Origin of the sequence: Falsochrobactrum shanghaiense, from assembly GCF_003149535.1 — a bacterium.
Taxonomy (GTDB): Bacteria; Pseudomonadota; Alphaproteobacteria; order Rhizobiales; family Rhizobiaceae; genus Brucella; species Brucella shanghaiense.
In genome coordinates, this window is sequence record NZ_QGDB01000004.1 from 71,979 (window position 1) to 90,552 (window position 18,574).

The window sequence follows — 18,574 nt, forward strand, 5'->3', positions numbered from 1 at the left end:
TGGCAAAAAAGCCACATATGCGCATCTATTTTCGTTATGGTGAAAAAATTATTAACAATCTTCGAAGCTGCTAACCAACTGCCAAGGCAAACAGGGTTTAGGAAATTTTTATTTGTTTTCAAATATTTAAGTAAATTTTAGCCCTTGGAAACACCCTTCGGCGATGCTGTATGGCGGGATTCGCTTGTCCCCCGACCTCTCCCTTCGGACAGCGCCATATCGATGCCATATTCTTTGAGCTTGCGATAAAGCGTGGTCCTTCCGATGCCCAAACGGCGCGCGACCTCGCTGATCTGCCCATCATAATGAGCAATCGCAAAGCGGATCATTTCTTCTTCTGCTGCCGCGAGCGTCTTGACTTCACCGTCATTGTCAATGCTGCTGAATGCGCCCTTGCCAAACTCTTTCAGGCATTGCGATCCGCATTCCGCATCTTCCGCCCGGATAGGCTCGGCATATTGACTGCCATAAACAAGGCCCGCATGACGGAAATCTCGCGCCGTCAGCGCGTCTTTTTCGCATAAAAGAACCGCCTGATAGATGGCGTTTTTCAGTTCGCGCACATTGCCGGGCCAGTGGTGGTTTTTCAGGAGTTCCAGCGCAAACGGCTTAATTCCCGTTATATGACTCAGGCGTTCTTCTCCGGCAAACTGCACCATGAAGCGATGCGCCAGAATCGGAATATCTTCGGTGCGATGGCGCAATGGCGGAATCTTTATCAGGAAAGATGCAAGCCAGTGATATAATCCGGCATGAAAGCGCCCCAGCTGGACGAGTTCGGACAGGCACTCACTGCTGGACGCAATAATGCGCACATCTGACAGCAGCGATGCACAAGCGCCCTTGATCGCCTTGAAGAGCCGAAGCTGAACGCGATAGGGCATATCCCCGACCTCGTTCAAGAACAGCGTGCCGCCACGCGCCTGCATCAGCTTTCCGGCCGTCTTCGCTGGATCATTTCCAGAATCAGGCACGGACATCGCCGGACAGCCGAAAAGTTCCTCTTCCGCGCTTTGTGGCGTCAAAGACCGACAATCGACCGCGACAAAGGATGCCTGCCAGCGATCGCTGCCGCAGGAAATAGCCCGCGCCAGCGTTTCTTTCCCCGCCCCCGGCTCGCCTTCAATCAGAAGCGGCGCATCAAGAGCGGCGGCGCGGCGCGCAAGAATGGCGACTTTTTCCATTTCGGGGCTTTTGGCGGCCATATCCGAAAGCTGAATATGCCGCTTCAAGGGAAAACGGGTGCGCTGGAGCTCCTGCGTCAATGCATCGAGCTTGAAGGCATTGGCGACAGAAAGCTGCAAACGCTCAAAAGCGGCTGGCTTGGTCAGGAAATCGACAGCGCCGAGCCTGATCGCCCGCATCGCGCCTTGCATATCGTCATTCTGAACCAGCGCAATCACCGGCGGCGTGGCATTTACATGCTGCAATCGGGCAAGAACGCTAAATCCGTCCAGATCCGGCATGGCAAGATCAAGCAGAACGAGGCTTATGTCCTTGCGGCTTCGGATGAAGCCATATGCGCTCAAGCCGCCATCGGCAAGAAGGGTACGGTAGCCCATGCGCAAGATCGACGCCTCAAGATTGCGGCGCTGTACCGGATCGTCATCCGCTATGAGAATACGCGTACCCATGAACCGCTTCATTTACCAGTGGGATCGATGTTCGAACACCCCAATATCTTGCGCATAAGCCTGTATCGGGCTGGACATTTGGAACATGAGCGCTTCCTAAAGCAAGCCCTATTCTTTCGTCTTCATTCCGCATGGCGCGGATGAACCCCTGCCGCTATGCGATCCCTCAACCCCCTTGGCGAGCTTCAAAAGACGTGCGAGAAGAAGGCCAACAGGAGAATGTCATGCACCGTTTTTCACAATCTGTTTCGTCGAGCGCCGCTCTTTTAACGCCTGCCGGAGAGACAGGCGCGGTTTTGAAGACCGATCCGGGCCTTCTGCCCGAATGGGATCTGAGCGATCTCTATCCTTCTGCCGACAGCCCCGCGCTGGCCGCGGATATGGAAAAAGCCGCAAGGGACGCAGTAGATTTTGAAGCGCGCTGGAAAGGCAGGCTCGGCGAGGAAGCGGCAAAAGCCAATGGCGGAAACCTTGCCGAAGCCATCAGGGAATATGAGGCTCTCGCTGAACTCATGGGCCGCATCGGGTCGTTTGCGGGGCTTTATTATTATGGCGATACGACCGATCCCAAACGCATGAAGCTTTTTGGCGACGTGCAGCAGAAACTGACCGATGCCAACACGCCGCTCATTTTCTTCGGCCTTGAGATCAACCGCATCAACGACACCGTTCTGGAAAAGGCAATGACGGCCAACCCGGCCATCGGCCATTATCGGCCATGGCTGGAAGATTTGCGCATGGACAAGCCATATCAGCTTGATGACAAGCTGGAGCAGCTTTTCCACGAAAAATCCGTCACCGGATACAGCGCATGGAACCGGCTGTTCGACGAAACCATGTCCAGTCTGCGTTTTGAAATCGACGGCGAGGAACTGGCCATCGAGCCGACGCTCAATCTATTGCAGGATGCAGACAGCGCGGTGCGCAAAAAAGCTTCCGATGCCCTTGCCAAGACCTTCGGCGCCAATCTGCGTACCTTCACGCTGATCACCAATACGCTGGCCAAGGACAAGGAAATCTCCGACCGCTGGCGCGGCTTTGAAGACATCGCCGACAGCCGCCACCTCGCCAATCGCGTCGAACGCGAGGTGGTGGATGCGCTGGCCAAGGCCGTCGAGGATGCCTATCCGCGCCTGTCACATCGCTATTACGCATTGAAAGCCAAATGGCTCGGTCTGGACAAGCTTGAAAACTGGGATCGCAACGCGCCGCTGCCCGAAACGCCGCAGGCGCTGATTTCGTGGGATGAAGCACGCGAGACCGTGCTTTCAGCCTATGGCAATTTCGCACCCGAAATGGCCGATATTGCAAAGCGCTTCTTCGACAGGAACTGGATCGACGCTCCGGTTCGTCCGGGCAAGGCGCCGGGCGCTTTTGCGCATCCCACCGTGCCTTCAGCCCATCCCTATGTGCTGCTCAACTATATGGGCAAGCCGCGCGACGTGATGACACTCGCCCATGAGCTGGGCCATGGCGTGCATCAGGTATTGGCAGGCGAGCAAGGCGCGCTGATGGCCTCGACGCCATTGACGCTTGCTGAAACCGCTTCTGTGTTTGGCGAAATGCTGACCTTCCGTTCGCTGCTTGAGCGCACGAAGGACAAGCGCGAGCGCAAGGCAATGCTGGCGCAGAAGGCAGAGGACATGATCAATACGGTCGTGCGCCAGATCGCCTTCTACCAGTTTGAACGCCGCGTCCACACCGAACGCCGCGAGGGCGAACTGACCTCGGAGCGCATCGGCGAAATCTGGATGGATGTGCAGCGCGAAAGCCTTGGCGATGCCGTGCGCCTCAACCCCGGCTACGAGACCTTCTGGACCTATATTCCGCACTTCATCCATTCGCCGTTCTATGTCTATGCCTATGCATTCGGCGATTGTCTGGTGAACTCGCTCTATGCGGTCTACCAGAATTCGGAACAGGGCTTTCAGCAGAAATATTTCGACATGCTGAAGGCCGGCGGCACCAGACATCACAAGGAATTGCTCGCCCCCTTCGGCCTCGATGCATCGGATCCAGATTTCTGGAGCAAGGGCCTGTCGGTGATTGAAGGCATCATCGACGAACTGGAAGCCATGGAAGACTGAGACTACTGTGAGACAGCCGTGAGCCTGCCGGGCAAAGACCAGCCGCTTATCCTGTTCCGTGATGACAAGGCGGGCCGTGAAGTGCTTTTCACGGCCCCTTCAACCATTATTCGTGCCGATAATCCGCAGGATTTCGAAGCGGCGTGGATTGCCTTGCAGCAGGCGCATGAAGCTGGAAAATGGCTGGCGGGTTTTTTGTCCTATGAGGCGGGCTATTTGCTTGAAGCCAAGCTTCAGCCGCTTTTGCCGGAAAAGCGTAAAATTCCGCTTTTGTGCTTCGGGGTTTTCGACAGCCCATCGGATGGGAGCCTGCATCACCGCTGCGATGATGAGGCAACATTTCTGCGCAACCCTGTCGCGCAATGGTCGTTCGATGAGTACCAGACGCGGTTTTCGCGATTGCACCGGCATTTACGTGAAGGCGATTGCTATCAGGGCAATCTGACATTTCCGATCCATGCCGAATGGGGCGGCGATCCCTTGACCTTGTTCAACGCCCTCACCAGACGCCAGCCGGTGCGCTACGCCAGTTTCTGCAATCTGGGCGGGCCGGTCGTGCTCTCGCGCTCGCCTGAACTGTTCTTTGAAGTCAATGACGAGGGCTGGATCGAAACGCACCCGATGAAAGGCACCATGCCGCGCGGGGCAACGCCGCAGGAGGACGAGCAGAACCGCGAATTCCTGATGAACGACCCCAAAAATCAGGCCGAAAACCGCATGATCGTCGATCTGTTGCGCAATGACATATCGCTCATCAGCGAGGTCGGAACGCTCGATGTACCGGAGCTTTTCCGGGTGGAAAGCTACCCCACCGTTCATCAGATGATCAGCCGCGTGCGGGCAAAACTCAAATCCGGCCTTTCCCTGCATTCCATATTCCGCGCGCTTTTTCCCTGCGGTTCAATCACCGGCGCGCCGAAAATCAGCGCTATGGAAATCCTGCGTGCTCTGGAAAGCGGTCCGCGCGACATCTATTGCGGTTCGCTGGGCTGGATAGAACCGAACGGGCGCATGCGCTTCAACGTTGCTATCCGCACCATCTCGCTTCATGATGATAATCGTGCGATTTTCAATGTCGGAGGCGGCGTGGTTTTCGATTCCACGGCGCGGGCGGAGTATGACGAATGTCTTCTGAAAGCACGGTTCGCGACGGGAGAAAAACCCGTAGCGAAGAACTGAAACAGCAGCCTGATTATCAGCTTATCGAAACCATGCGCTGGGAGCCCTTTTCGGGCATATTGCGCCTTGGCCTGCATCTGGCGCGGCTTGAAAACTCGGCCCGCACGCTCGGCTTTCATTACGATATGGACACCATCCGCCAAAGCCTTGCCGAAACTGCGACCGGTGAAGACCCGCTTCGCCTGCGTCTCACCCTTGCACCCGACGGCATCGTGGACATCACAACCGCAAGCTACCCGCCGCTTGCGCCCGACAGCATCTGGCGGATTGCCATTGCGCGCACGCGCCTTCGCCATGATGATCGGTTGCTGCGCCACAAGACCACGCAGCGCCAGGCCTATATTGCAGCGCGCGAGGAATATGCCATATCCGAAGTGGACGAAGTGATCCTGCTCAATGAGCGCGACGAGGTCTGCGAAGGCACGATCACCTCGGTTTTCGTGGATATGGACCATCGCGGCTACATAACGCCCGCACTTTCCTGCGGCCTGCTCGATGGCGTGTTGCGTCGGGAGTTTCTCAATAATAATACGGCAGCCGAAGGCATAATCACGCTAGATGATCTGCATAAGGCCCGCGATATTCTTGTCGGCAATTCGCTGCGCGGTACGATCCGCGCCCGCCTCGTGTCGCTATAGTTATATAGGCGCTAAAAGCAGAACGTTTTTTTCTGTTCATCTTTCAGTATTATTATACAGCTTCAGGCAATGCCGGTGACTGCGCTTTTGCAGCGAAAGAGAGAGAAAATGGCGAAAAAGAATTGGCCCGTATATGGCGAGATTACCGGCCCTCTTATCATGATCGGATTCGGATCGATCGGGAGCGGCACCCTGCCGCTGATCGAGCGTCACTTCAAATTCGACAAAGCCCGCATGGTCGTGATCGATCCCAGCGAGAAAAATCGCAAGCTCCTCGATGAGCGCGGCATTCAATTTATACAGCAGGCGATCACAAGGGAAAACTACAAGGATGTCCTCGGGCCGCTGCTGGAAGGCGCTGAAGGACAGCCATTCGTCGTCAATCTCTCCGTCGATACCGGCTCTCTCGATCTGATGCGTTTTTGCCGGGAGCACGACGCGCTTTATATCGATACGGTCGTAGAGCCATGGCTGGGCTTTTATTTCGACGCAACCGCCGATAATGCCGCGCGCACCAATTATGCGCTGCGCGAAACGGTGCGGGCGGAAAAGCGCAAGAACCCCAGCGGGACGACGGCTGTTTCCTGCTGCGGGGCCAATCCGGGCATGGTGTCATGGTTCGTCAAGAAGGCATTGCTGGATCTTGCGCAGGAACTTGAGCTGGATTTCGAAGAGCCTGCTCCCGATGACCGGCGCGGCTGGGCCAAGCTCATGAAGAAAGCAGGCGTCAAGGGCATCCACATTGCCGAGCGCGACACGCAGCGCGCAAAGGCCCCCAAGCCCTTCAACACATTCTGGAACACATGGTCGGTCGAAGGCTTTATCGCCGAGGGGCTGCAACCGGCGGAGCTTGGCTGGGGCAGCCATGAAAAATGGAAGCCCAAAAATGCGCGCAAGCAAAAGAAAGGCAACAAGGCGGCCATTTTCCTCGAACAGCCGGGCGGCAACACGCGCATCCGCACATGGTGTCCGACCCATGGCGCGCAATATGGCCTGCTCGTCACCCATAATGAAGCCATTTCGATTGCCGATTTCTTCACGCTGCGCAACAAGAAGGGCAAGCTGGAATACCGCCCGACCTGCAACTATGCCTATCATCCCTGCAACGACGCCATGCTGGCGCTCGATGAAATGTTTGGCGCTGGCGGCAAGGCGCAAACCGTACAGCATGTGCTCGAAGAATCAGAAATACTCGATGGCATGGATGAACTGGGCGTCCTGCTTTATGGCCATGGCAAAAACGCCTATTGGTACGGCTCGCATCTGAGCATCGAAGAAGCTCGCAAACTCGCGCCCTATCAGAACGCCACCGGCCTGCAGGTTTCCTCCGCCGTGCTTGCGGGCATGGTCTGGGCGCTTGAAAACCCGCAAAGCGGCATCGTTGAAACCGATGAGATGGATTATCGCCGCTGCCTTGAAGTGCAGGCTCCTTATCTGGGCGGTATGGAAGGCCATTACACGGACTGGACGCCGCTTGAAGGCCGCGGCGAACTCTTTGCCGAAGACATCGATACCAATGATCCATGGCAGTTCCGCAATATTCTGGTCCGCTGATGGCAACCGGCAATTGCGGCAGTTTCGCAACAGTTTTGTTATCCTCGCCAAAAGGGCTTGTTTTCGTGTAAATTTCCATACATCACATAAGAAACATTTTATGGAGACGAGCACATGAAACGCTTGCGCATCATTGGCCCCATGGTAGTCGTGCCGCTCGTGCTGGCGGCCTGCGTTGCAACCGGCCCGGGCGGCGGCGGCAACGTCCCGGTCGTATCGCGCGCACCTTCGGGCATCGACGGAAGCTGGGTCGATGCGAACGGCATCTTGTCCTCCTTCAATAATGGCATTTTCGAAACGCGCACGACCGACACCAATGAACGGCTGGCGGAAGGCAATTACCGTTACCGCTCGCCGCAGCTCGTTGAGATCGACCTGCGGTCGATCGTGCGCGGCACCACGTCAAAAGTTAACTGCGCGCTGGTCTCTCCGTCGCAGCTTAATTGCACGACATCCGACGGCTCGCATTTCTCGCTGAATCGCCGCGCGGCAGGTTAAACCGCTACGGAAGGCCGCGCGCTCATTTGTCAGGATTGTAATTTGTCTTTTTTACTCTAGTTTCCGCCTATCAGGAGTCGGACAATGAGTGAGATGGATAAAGCACAGGCTATAAACAGCGCGGTACAGAGTAATATCCCGGCGGCAAAACTGCCGAAAGTCGGCGTTCTTCTGGTCAATCTGGGAACACCGGATGGCACCAGCTATGCGCCGATGCGGCGTTATTTGTCGGAGTTTCTGTCCGATCGCCGTGTCATCGAATGGCCGCGCCTGATCTGGTATCCGATTTTGCAAGGCATCGTGCTGAGCACGCGCCCCTCGCGTTCGGGCAAGCTCTATGACCGTATCTGGAACCATGAGCAGAACGAATCGCCCCTGCGCACCTATACCCGCTCACAAGGCGAAAAGCTGGCGCAGGCGCTCAAGGACCATCCCAATGTGGTTGTGGACTGGGCCATGCGTTACGGCCAGCCGTCAATTGAAACGGTGACTGACCGCCTTTTGCAGCAGGGCTGCGAACGGATCGTGATGTTTCCGCTCTATCCGCAATATTCCGCCACCACCACGGCAACCGTCAATGACAAGTTCTTTGAGGCGCTGATGAAAAAGCGCTTCATGCCCGCCGTGCGTACAGTGCCGTCCTATGAGGTGGAGCCGGTCTATATCGAGGCGCTGGCACGTTCTATCGAGCGGCATCTGGCGACGCTGGATTTCAAGCCGGAAGTCATTCTGGCGTCTTATCACGGCATTCCAAAAAGCTATTCCGACAAGGGCGATCCATACCGCGCCCAATGCCTTGAGACCTCGCGCCTGCTGCGCGCGCGCCTTGGCATGGATGACAAGCAGTTCCGCTCCACATTCCAGTCGCGCTTCGGCCCGGAAGAATGGCTGCAACCCTATACTGACGACACGGTAGAAGAACTCGCGCGGCAGGGCGTGAAATCCATGGCTGTGCTCAATCCGGGGTTCGTGGTTGATTGCCTCGAAACCGTCGATGAAATCGGCAATGAAGCAGCTGAAATATTCCATGAACATGGCGGTGAAAATTTAAGCCATATTCCCTGTCTCAACGATGGTGAAGATGGCATGAAGGTTATCGAAACGCTGGTGCGCCGCGAATTGCAGGGATGGGTATAAGGAAATAGGGGAGCAGGCGAAAACCGCAAAAAAACTTGCTCCCACACTCCCCTACTGCCATGCTCCCCTCTCTCCTGCTAAAGCGGTTGCCTTACCGAAGGGACGCAATCAATGACAGGTTTCGACATCACGCTACTCATTCTTGCGGCACTGGTGCTGGCGACGCTTTTCGCCGGTATCAAGACGGTGCCGCAGGGCTATAATTATACGGTCGAACGCTTTGGCCGTTATACACGCACGCTGATGCCCGGCCTCAATCTGATCGTGCCTTTTTTCGACCGCATCGGCGCACGGCTCAACATGATGGAGCAGGTGCTCGACGTGCCGACACAGGAGGTCATCACCCGCGACAATGCCATTGTCGGCGTCGATGGCGTGGCCTTCTATCAGGTGCTCAATGCAGCACAGGCCGCCTATCAGGTTTCCAATCTGCAATATGCGCTTCTCAACCTGACCATGACAAATATCCGTACCGTCATGGGATCAATGGACCTTGATGAACTGCTTTCCAACCGCGATGCGATCAATGACCGCCTGCTGCGCGTTGTCGATGAAGCCGCGCATCCATGGGGGCTCAAGATGACCCGCGTGGAGATCAAGGACATCAACCCGCCCGAAGACATCGTCAATTCCATGGCCCGCCAGATGAAGGCGGAGCGCGACAAGCGCGCGCAGGTTCTGGAAGCCGAAGGCGACCGCAATGCGCAGATCCTGCGCGCGGAAGGCCAGAAGCAATCACAAATTCTGGAAGCGGAAGGCAAGCTGGAAGCGGCCAAGCGCGAAGCAGAAGCCCGCGAACGACTGGCGGAAGCAGAAGCCAAGGCCACCACCATGGTTTCGGACGCGGTGGCCAATGGCAATGTGCAGGCGCTCAATTATTTCGTGGCACAGAAATATACCGAGGCTATCGGCAATATCGCCAGCGCGAAGAACCAGAAAGTCATCCTCATGCCGCTTGAAGCCAGTTCGCTGATCGGATCGCTTGGCGGCATCGGGGCGATTGCCCGGGAAGTGTTCGGCGATGGCGGCAAACCCGCCGATCCTGCGCCCGACACACCCCCGACGCGCCCGCGCAGCGTGCCTCCGACCAATCGCAATTGACAGGACGCCCGGCATGATCGTGGATTTCCTTTATGAGCTGGGCATCTGGAACTGGATCGTATTCGGGCTGGTTTTGCTCATGCTTGAAATTCTTGCGCCGGGCTTCTTCTTCATCTGGTTCGCGCTTGCGGCATTGGTCACAGGGGCCCTCGCCTTCCTGCTGGGCACGGCTGCGGGTTTCGGCTGGCAGTTGCAGACCGTCATATTCCTCATCCTCGCCGTCATCTTCGTGCTGGCGGGACGCCGCTTTTTCGGCGTAAAGGGCAAGCAGGACGAACCCCTGCTCAATCAGCGCGGCGAACAATTGGTAGGGCAGCGCGCGACCTTGAGCGAACCCATCGTCAATGGCCGCGGCCGCATTCGCATCAATGATACGATGTGGCGCGCCAGAGGGCCGGACCTGCCTGCGGGAACGCAAGTGCGTGTGGTATCCTTCGATCCCGTCAATATGGAAGTCGAAGTCGCGGTTTAGAGCATTTCCAGCAAAAGTGTGAAACGGTTTTGCGTGGGATAATGCGATAAAACAAAGGCTTGAGGCGCGGTTCCGATTCCGTGTTAACCGGAACCGCTCTAGGTAAGCTTCAAGCCGCGCCGATCCGCAGCAGGTCGTGGAAATGCACCAGCCCGACAGGCTTGCCCTCCTCGACCACGATCAGCGCGCTGATGTGATGCTCTTCAAGCAGGCTCATGGCCGCGCCGACCAGCATCTGCGGCGAAATGGTCTTGGGGTTATGCGTCATCACCTCATCGACGGAGAGTTCCGCGAGATTGCGGTGCAGATTGCGCGCCAGATCGCCATCGGTGATGATGCCCGCCAGCTTGCCCTGATCGTCCACGATGCCCACGCAGCCAAAGCGCTTATGGGACTGGACTTTCATGGCCTCCGGCATGGATGTGCCGGTTTTCACCAGCGGCACGCTATCACCGCGATGCATGATCTCGCGAATATGCGTGAGGCTCGCGCCCAGCGATCCGCCGGGATGGAACGTGCGGAAGTCCGTCGGCGTAAAGCCGCGCGCTTCCAGCAATGCGATGGCGAGAGCGTCGCCGATGGCAAGCTGCATCATCGTCGAAGTGGTGGGAGCGAGGCCGTGCGGGCAGGCTTCGGCAGAGCGCGGCAGGATCAGTGCAACGGTTGCAGCGCGCCCCAGAGCGGAACCCTCGCGCGAGGTGATTGCGATCAGCGGAATGCGAAAGCGTTGCGAATAATTGACGATCCCGCGCAATTCGGCTGTTTCACCGGACCATGACAGCGCGACGATCACATCATTGTCGCCGATCATGCCCAGATCGCCATGATTGGCCTCGGCGGCATGAACGAAGAAGGCCGACGTGCCGGTCGAAGCGAAAGTCGCGGCAAGCTTCGCCCCCACATGGCCGCTTTTGCCCAGTCCCGTCAGGATGACCCGCCCCTTTGAAGCGGCAATCACCTTCACAGCTTCCACAAAGGAAGCAGAGAGGTCGTTCTGAAGCGCTTGCTCAAGCGCCAGAAGCCCCGTGTTTTCGGTTTTGATCGTGCGCAGGGCCGAAGCAATCGCCGCTTCCGCACCTTCCGCAGTAAGGGTCTCATCGAGCTTTATCATGGCGCACAGGGTTAGCGCCTTCGGGCCGGGTTGTCCAAACATTTATTGCCCCGGCAAGGGCTGCGTCGAGACCTGTGGCAACCAAGAATTAACCATATCCTTTTACGGTTTATCCACCACGTTGCAACCAATTGAAGAACATATGTTTTTTGCCAGGATCGCTAATAGCGTATCAGCGCCCCTTACCCGCAGGCTGCGCAGCCTTTTGCTGGCGGGTGTGGTTGTGGTTATCGGCACCTGTCCCCTTCATGCACAGGATGCGGAATTGCGCGGCAGCGTTGCCGAGGATGTGCTTGCCGTATCGTCGCCGGAAACACTTGAAAATCACAGGCTTGCGGGAAACGATAGCAATGCGTTACCGGAAAACGAGATACAGGACGAGGATTTCACGCCACCTGTAGAAGAAAATACCGCGCCGCCTGAAAATGACAGGGTTAAACCCGCGACTATCGTTTCAGAGCCGCAATCATCGGTGCATTCATCTTCGGATAATGCGCGCGCCGAAGCGATCAGCCCCGAATCCGAAGGCGGAAACGGACGCGCACGCAGTGAAAACCCGCGTGCACCTGCCGAGCAGGGAGGGCGCATCACAACGCAAAGCGATCCTTTTGCTCCGGTCGGAATTCGTGCAGGCACATTCATCCTGCGGCCTTCGCTTGAACAGGGCATTCGCGCGACTTCAAATGGCGACAACAGTTCGAGCGGCTCAAGCGCGGTGCTTTCGGAAACCACCCTGCGCCTTAATGCCCAGTCTGACTGGTCGCGCCATCAGGCTACGATCGACGCATCCGGCACGCTGAGCAAATCCATCTCCGGCCAGGATGTTTCCGAGCCGCGTCTCGATATTCAGGGCGATCTTCGCTTGGACCTCGACGCGCTCACGACGGTCAATATGCACGGCGGATACAGGATACGACGCGAAAGCGCTTCCAGTCCCAACGGTGTGACGGACGCAATCGAACGCCCGTTGCTGCATACATTCGATGGCAGCCTGGGCATCGAGCGCGATACGGGGCTGCTGTTGGGACGCGCGACCGCCCGTATCCAGCATGATATGTATGGGGACGCCAAGCTGGCTTCGGGCGGCACCGTAAGCCAGAAGGACCGCGACAACAGCTATGCCAGCATCGTCCTGCGCAGCGGCTTTGCTCTTTCGCCTGCGCTAAGACCATTTGCCGAAGTCGAGCTGGGCAAACGCATCTTTGACGAGCGTCTCGACAGCAATGGCTATGAGCGCAGCGGGACGCAATATGCCCTGCGCGGCGGGCTGATGATCGACCGGGGTGAAAAATTCAATGGCGAACTGGCCGCAGGCTTTATGCGGGCCAACAGCGACGATCCCCGTCTTGGCAGCATAAGCGGGCCTTCCATCGCGGCGATGCTCAACTGGTCGCCGCTGCGCGGCACCGATGTCCGCCTTTATGCGCAAACAATGGTGGATGCCTCCACGACGCCCGGCATTGCCGGCTCGCTCATACATTTCGCCAGTCTCGACGTGACGCGGCGGGTGCGTTCCGATCTCAGCCTGAACGGCAGGCTCGATCTGAATATCCGCGACAACAAGGACGGCACCGGCACCGATTATACAATCGGCGCACAGATAGGCGCGACCTACTGGATCAACCGTTTTCTGGGCCTTGATGCGCGGCTGCGTCATGAACGGCAGACAAGCGGGATCGCTGATCGTGAATACAGCTCCAATAGCGTCTATGTCGGCATGAAGCTGCAACGCTGAATATGAAAAACCCGCCTCGTTGGTGAGGCGGGTTTGGGGTTCGGGACGTGAGCCGCCTATTCCGGCTGGATCGTCTTGAGAAGATCGGCAATCGAATGCTCAACCGATGAGCGAATATCCTTGCGCCAGAGCGCAAAGGCGACATTTGCCTCGATGAAGCCCGCTTTGGAGCCGCAATCGAATGTCAGGCCCTGATAGTTGAAGCCATAGAAACTTTGCGCATCCGCCAGCTTCAGCATGGCATCGGTCAACTGGATTTCATTACCGGCGCCTTTTTCCTGCTTGCCCAGAAGCTCGAAAATCTCCGGCTGCAGAATATAACGGCCATTGATATAGAGGTTGGAAGGCGCGGTTCCCTTGGCCGGTTTTTCAACCATTCGGTTGATCTCGAAACCGTTTCCGACGGTCTCGCCCTTGCCGACGATGCCGTATTTATGGGCTTCTTCCGGATCGCATTCCTGCACGGCGATGATATTGCCGCCGGTCTGTTCATAAAGCTCGACCATTTCCGCAAGGCAGCCTTTTTTCGACTGCATCACCATGTCGGGCAGAAGAAGCGCGAAGGGTTCGTTGCCGACCAGTTCGCGCGCGCACCACACCGCATGGCCAAGGCCAAGCGGCACTTGCTGGCGGGTGAAGCTCGTTGTTCCCGGCTGCGGCTGCAAATCCTTCAAATGGTCCAGTTCCGCAGTTTTGCCGCGCTCGGCCAGCGTGGAATAAAGCTCCACCTGCGCATCGAAATAATCCTCGATGACCGCCTTGTTGCGCCCGGTGACAAAAATGAGATGTTCGATCCCCGCTTCGCGTGCTTCATCGACCACGTATTGAATGACGGGCTTGTCAACGACCGTCAGCATTTCTTTCGGAACGGATTTGGTGGCGGGCAGGAAACGGGTGCCAAGTCCTGCGACTGGAAAGACGGCTTTACGTATTTTACGGATCGAACTCATTCCTCTCCTCGATTTTCACTAGAGCATTTCCAGCAACACCGTGAAACGATTTGCCTGGGACAATGCAGCACACAAAGACTTAACCTGATCATTCCGGTTGAACACGTCCGCTCCCAAGCGAACTGCATCAACAGGTTGCAACTGCTGGGCTTTAATTATGGCACCTTTATTAAGGAAGGGCGAAAGCCGGTGGATTGTGCCATCACATTAAATGTCCCCGTCTTAATTCTGTTTGATAGCCCCCTTTTTTATGCGTTCTTTTTCAGATGGTAAACCAAATGCTAACCTGCGGCCAGTAATGTCGGCTCAAGAGTGCCGACCTCAAATTCAACACCGGATAGAATTAACACTCTATCTATCGCAATGAACCAGGGTCCGGTCCAGAGTGCGTTCAGGAAGGTGCTCTGAAAGGAACCTGCCGTTTGAGGATGGCAGAAAGACGCTTGCAGAAGGGAAACACAGAATGCTGCGATTTCCATCCATTCCGGGGCGAGGCATAAGCGCTCGATTCACGGCGACCGTCGCGATGGCGATGCTGCTATCGGGCCTGTCGGTGGGCCATGCCTCGGCCGATGCCAATTTCCGCAAATGGGTTGCCGGTTTCCGCAATACCGCCATCCAGAGCGGGGTGACGCCATCCACCTTCGATCAGGCTTTCCGGGGCGTGAATGCGCCCGATCCGGTCGTTCTGGAGAAGGCGCGCTACCAGCCGGAATTCATCGATCCGATCTGGAGCTATATGGACAATCGGGTCAACGAACAGACCGTCGCCGACGGGCAGAACATGGCGCGCAAATGGGGTCCGTGGCTCAAGCGCATCGAACAGCGCTTCTCGGTCAGCCCCAATATATTGCTGGCCATATGGTCGATGGAAAGCAGCTACGGCGAAGCTCTCAAGCGAGAGGATGTGATGCGCGATGTGGTTCGCTCGCTCGCAACTCTTGCCTATGCCGACAAGCGGCGCGCCAAATTTGGCCGCACCCAGTTGATTGCGGCCATGAAGATCCTCCAGACCCGCGACATCGACCGGGGCCACCTCAGCGGCTCATGGGCAGGCGCAATGGGCCATACGCAGTTCATCCCGACCAGCTATCAGGCCTATGCGGTCGATATGGATGGCAACGGCAAGCGCGACATCTGGAATTCCGTGCCCGATGCGCTTGCCACCGCCGCCAATCTTCTGCACCGCAATGGCTGGCAGCCGGGACGCACATGGGGCTACGAGGTAACACTTCCACCGGGGCGCAAATTCCCTGCCGGGTCGCTTTCCATCGCCCAATGGCGCAAACTCGGGCTTGTGCGCGCCAATGGACGCGCCTTCCCCGATAATAATGAACAGGCTACCCTCAAGGTTCTTGATGGCCGCGAGGGACCGGCATTTCTGATGACCAAGAACTTCTTCGTCATCAAGCGCTATAACAATGCCGATAAATATGCGCTGGCGGTCGGCCTGCTGGCGGATCGTATCGGCGGCTATCAGGGGCTTCAGCGGGACTGGAACCGGCCTTTCACGCCCATTACCGTGACCGAGCGTCTGGAATTGCAGTCGCATCTCAAGGCGCTTGGCTATTATGACGGCAATATAGACGGCAAGATCGGCTCTTCCTCGCGGGCAGCGATCGAGGCGTTTCAGCAGCGCAACGGTTTGCAAAAAGACGGGCATCCGAGCAAGGAAGTGCTCTCGGTTCTGCGTCGGCGCTAAACCCTGCATTAATATCGGGAGCGCATAATCATTCTGCGCTCCCTGTTCTTTTTTGCCGAAAGCGCCCATAATCCCATGGCAGGAAGGCAAGAAATGCAGGCAAAACGGTTTCGGAACAAAACAACATCTGTCGCAGCAGCAATGCTTGCCCTATTTGCCGCGCTTTGCCTGCTGGCTGGGCACGCACAGGCGCAGGAACGACCCCGAACGATTTTTGATCTGCTGTTTGGCCAGCGACGCGCCGAACCGCAGCGCCAGTATGAACAGCCAAGGCAGCAGCGCACCCGGCCTGCAAAGCCCAAACGCTCTTCGAAACCAGCAGCGCCCGCGCGCGCCAAGGCACCCGTCGAAACAAAGCCTGAAATCGAATTTGTCGAAAAGAGCGCCGACGCCAAAAAGGTTCTCGTGGTGGGCGATTTCATCGCTGCCGGGTTGGCGGAAGGACTGGAAATAGCATTTGCAGCCGATCCCGAAATCAGCATCGCCAGCCGCGTCAACGGCTCGTCCGGCTTCGTGCGCGACGATCATTTTGACTGGCCCGCCCATATTTCAAAAATCCTCGAAGAGGAAAAACCCGCCGCGGTCATCGTCATGATCGGCTCCAACGACCGCCAGCCGATCAATATCGGGGGCCAGAATCACGCCGCGCGCTCACCCGAATGGACCACAGAATATCAGCGCCGCGTCTCCAGTTTCACGAAGGATATTGTCGATGAACATTATCCGTTGATCTGGGTGGGACAGCCGCCTTTCCGGCCGCGCGGCATGTCGCAGGATATGCTTGCGCTTAACGAAATCTATCGTACGGCATCGGAAAAGGCGGGCGGGAAATTCGTCGATGTCTGGGATGGCTTTGTCGATGAAGAGGGCAATTTCAGCCAGACCGGCTTCGACATTAATGGCCAGACCGCACGATTACGCGCCAATGACGGCATCAACACCACCTCGGCAGGCAAACGCAAACTCGCCTTTTATGCCGAAAAACCCTTGAAGGCCCTGCTGGGCGACAGCAGGGACAGTGAGCAGCTTCTGCCCGCCGCCGGAGCGCCCGATCCCTCGAAACCCGTCGATCGCATCGCGCCGGTAAGCCTGCGCGACATAGGCCGCGACAATAGCGGCGTATTGCTGGGGAGCAGGCTTGCCATCGGCCAAAAAGAGCCGACTGCGCAGCCGTCCGAACATAAGGCCACACCCGGAAGGGCCGATGATTTCTCATGGCCGCGTAAAAGCCCGGCAAACTGACGCCGGGCTTTTTGTTCATATTTACCCGCGCAAAATCAGCGCGGCAGAACCGACGCGCCCATCAGATCGGCATCGATGGCGTGCGCGGCCTGACGGCCTTCGCGAATGGCCCAGACCACCAGCGACTGGCCGCGCCGTATATCGCCCGCTGCATAGAGCTTGCCGATATTGGTGCGGTAATCCCGGTCATTGGCCTTCACAGAAGTCGCGCCGCGCCGATCCGTGGCGATTTCCAGCCTGTCTGACATTTCATGCAGAACGCTGTTTTCTGCCGGGCCATAAAAGCCGATGGCGATGAAGGCGAGATCGGCCTTGATGAAGAATTCGCTGCCCGCAACGGGCTTGCGCTGCTCATCGACCTGACAGCACTTCACATGGGTAAGCCGTCCGTCCTCGCCGATGAATTCAAGCGTTGCCACCTGAAATTCACGTGAAGCGCCTTCCGCCTGACTGGATGAGGTGCGCATCTTGGTCGCCCAATAGGGCCAGACGCTGAGCTTGTCTTCCTTTTCGGGCGGCTGCGGGCGAATATCGAGTTGAGTGACGTTGACAGCCCCCTGCCGGAAGGCAGTGCCGACGCAATCGGATGCAGTGTCGCCACCGCCGACCACCACGATATGCTTGCCGCCTGCAAGGATAGGCGCGGAGGGCCAGGCGACGGATTCGATATTTTCGCGGCCCACCCGACGGTTTTGCTGCACCAGATAAGGCATGGCGTCATAGACACCTTCAAGATCAGCGCCGGGGATGCCTGCGGGGCGCGGCTTTTCAGAACCGCCGCAATAAAGCACCGCATCATAGGTGTCGAGCAATCCGCGCAGCGGCTTGTCGACGCCGATATTGACGCCGCAGAGAAAACGCACGCCCTCGCCTTCCATCTGTGTGATGCGCCGGTCGATCAGGTGCTTTTCCATCTTGAAATCAGGGATGCCATAGCGCAGCAGCCCGCCGGGGCGGCTTTCGCGCTCATAGACATCGACCATGTGACCAGCGCGGGCGAGTTGCTGCGCGGCTGCAAGCCCCGCCGGGCCAGAGCCGATGATCGCCACCGATTTGCCGGTCTTCTTGGCGGCGGGCTGCGGCACGATATGGCCCAACTCATAGGCTTTGTCCCCCAAAGCCTGCTCGACCGTCTTGATTGCAACCGGCATGTCTTCGAGGTTCAGCGTGCAGGCTTCCTCGCAGGGTGCCGGGCAGATGCGACCGGTGAATTCCGGAAAATTATTGGTCAGATGCAGGTTGCGGATCGCCTGATCCCAGTTGCCGTTATAGACCAGATCGTTCCAATCGGGGATCTGGTTGTGGACCGGGCAGCCCGTCGGACCATGACAGAAGGGAATGCCACAATCCATGCAGCGCGCTGCCTGCTTCTGCACTTCACCATCCGTCATCGGCAGGGTGAATTCATGAAAATGGCGAATGCGATCCGATGCCGGCTGGTATTTTGCCACCTGCCGGTCGATCTCAAGAAAACCAGTTACCTTACCCATAGAAATGCTCTCCCTCGCTGATCGAGGCTGAATCTTGAAACTGC

Annotated in this window: 15 protein-coding genes; 11 read left to right on the forward strand and 4 right to left on the reverse strand. The window is 57.3% G+C overall.

What is annotated here, in order from left to right; all coding sequences use genetic code 11:
* Nucleotides 1-137 precede the first annotated feature (137 nt).
* Nucleotides 138-1,634 carry a sigma-54-dependent transcriptional regulator gene (locus DKP76_RS11310; RefSeq protein ID WP_109706728.1) on the reverse strand — a complete coding sequence of 499 codons (1,497 nt, stop codon included), beginning with the start codon at nucleotides 1,632-1,634 and terminating at the stop codon, nucleotides 138-140.
* A 224-nt stretch (nucleotides 1,635-1,858) separates the two neighbouring features.
* Between DKP76_RS11310 and DKP76_RS11315 the strand changes: the two genes are divergently transcribed.
* From DKP76_RS11315 to DKP76_RS11350, 8 genes are all read left to right on the forward strand, one after another.
* Nucleotides 1,859-3,721, forward strand: coding sequence for a M3 family oligoendopeptidase (locus tag DKP76_RS11315; protein ID WP_109706730.1), 1,863 nt, complete (start codon nucleotides 1,859-1,861; stop codon nucleotides 3,719-3,721).
* Between the two features lie 24 nt (nucleotides 3,722-3,745).
* On the forward strand, nucleotides 3,746-4,900 hold the full coding sequence (locus DKP76_RS11320) for an aminodeoxychorismate synthase component I (protein ID WP_425349398.1): 1,155 nt from the start codon (nucleotides 3,746-3,748) through the stop codon (nucleotides 4,898-4,900).
* The gene (locus DKP76_RS11325) at nucleotides 4,846-5,538 is read left to right on the forward strand and encodes an aminotransferase class IV family protein (RefSeq protein ID WP_109706732.1); all 693 of its coding nucleotides are present in this window, start codon (nucleotides 4,846-4,848) and stop codon (nucleotides 5,536-5,538) included. The genes DKP76_RS11320 and DKP76_RS11325 overlap by 55 nt, the downstream gene beginning before the upstream one ends.
* A gap of 108 nt (nucleotides 5,539-5,646) precedes the next feature.
* Nucleotides 5,647-7,092 carry a homospermidine synthase gene (locus tag DKP76_RS11330; protein ID WP_109706733.1) on the forward strand — a complete coding sequence of 482 codons (1,446 nt, stop codon included), beginning with the start codon at nucleotides 5,647-5,649 and terminating at the stop codon, nucleotides 7,090-7,092.
* Nucleotides 7,093-7,206: 114 nt separating this feature from the next.
* Nucleotides 7,207-7,590 (forward strand): outer membrane lipoprotein Omp10, encoded by a 384-nt coding sequence (omp10, locus tag DKP76_RS11335; protein WP_109706735.1) that lies wholly within the window; start codon nucleotides 7,207-7,209, stop codon nucleotides 7,588-7,590.
* 84 nt (nucleotides 7,591-7,674) lie between these two features.
* On the forward strand, nucleotides 7,675-8,727 hold the full coding sequence (hemH, locus tag DKP76_RS11340) for a ferrochelatase (RefSeq protein ID WP_109706737.1): 1,053 nt from the start codon (nucleotides 7,675-7,677) through the stop codon (nucleotides 8,725-8,727).
* Nucleotides 8,728-8,838: 111 nt separating this feature from the next.
* The gene (locus tag DKP76_RS11345) at nucleotides 8,839-9,828 is read left to right on the forward strand and encodes an SPFH domain-containing protein (protein WP_109706739.1); all 990 of its coding nucleotides are present in this window, start codon (nucleotides 8,839-8,841) and stop codon (nucleotides 9,826-9,828) included.
* A 13-nt stretch (nucleotides 9,829-9,841) separates the two neighbouring features.
* The gene (locus tag DKP76_RS11350; RefSeq protein WP_109706741.1) at nucleotides 9,842-10,300 is read left to right on the forward strand and encodes an NfeD family protein; all 459 of its coding nucleotides are present in this window, start codon (nucleotides 9,842-9,844) and stop codon (nucleotides 10,298-10,300) included.
* 109 nt (nucleotides 10,301-10,409) lie between these two features.
* Here the strand turns inward: DKP76_RS11350 and DKP76_RS11355 are convergent, their stop codons facing one another.
* Entirely contained in the window at nucleotides 10,410-11,411 is a 1,002-nt protein-coding gene (locus DKP76_RS11355) for a KpsF/GutQ family sugar-phosphate isomerase (RefSeq protein WP_109706743.1), read from the reverse strand.
* A gap of 142 nt (nucleotides 11,412-11,553) precedes the next feature.
* On the opposite strand from DKP76_RS11355, the gene DKP76_RS11360 reads away from it, so the two are divergent.
* Entirely contained in the window at nucleotides 11,554-13,146 is a 1,593-nt protein-coding gene (locus DKP76_RS11360; RefSeq protein WP_109706745.1) for an outer membrane beta-barrel protein, read from the forward strand.
* Nucleotides 13,147-13,202: 56 nt separating this feature from the next.
* Here DKP76_RS11360 and galU read toward each other — a convergent pair whose 3' ends face one another.
* Nucleotides 13,203-14,096: a UTP--glucose-1-phosphate uridylyltransferase GalU gene (galU, locus tag DKP76_RS11365; protein ID WP_109706747.1), complete on the reverse strand. Its 894-nt coding sequence runs from the start codon at nucleotides 14,094-14,096 to the stop codon at nucleotides 13,203-13,205.
* 463 nt (nucleotides 14,097-14,559) lie between these two features.
* Between galU and DKP76_RS11370 the strand changes: the two genes are divergently transcribed.
* A complete protein-coding gene (locus tag DKP76_RS11370; protein WP_109706748.1) occupies nucleotides 14,560-15,798 on the forward strand; it encodes a lytic murein transglycosylase in 1,239 nt (412 codons plus the stop codon).
* Between the two features lie 93 nt (nucleotides 15,799-15,891).
* A complete protein-coding gene (locus DKP76_RS11375) occupies nucleotides 15,892-17,040 on the forward strand; it encodes an SGNH/GDSL hydrolase family protein (protein ID WP_109706749.1) in 1,149 nt (382 codons plus the stop codon).
* Between the two features lie 35 nt (nucleotides 17,041-17,075).
* Here the strand turns inward: DKP76_RS11375 and DKP76_RS11380 are convergent, their stop codons facing one another.
* Nucleotides 17,076-18,530, reverse strand: a complete 1,455-nt coding sequence (locus DKP76_RS11380; RefSeq protein ID WP_109706751.1) for a glutamate synthase subunit beta — start codon at nucleotides 18,528-18,530, stop codon at nucleotides 17,076-17,078.
* Nucleotides 18,531-18,574: the final 44 nt, after the last annotated feature.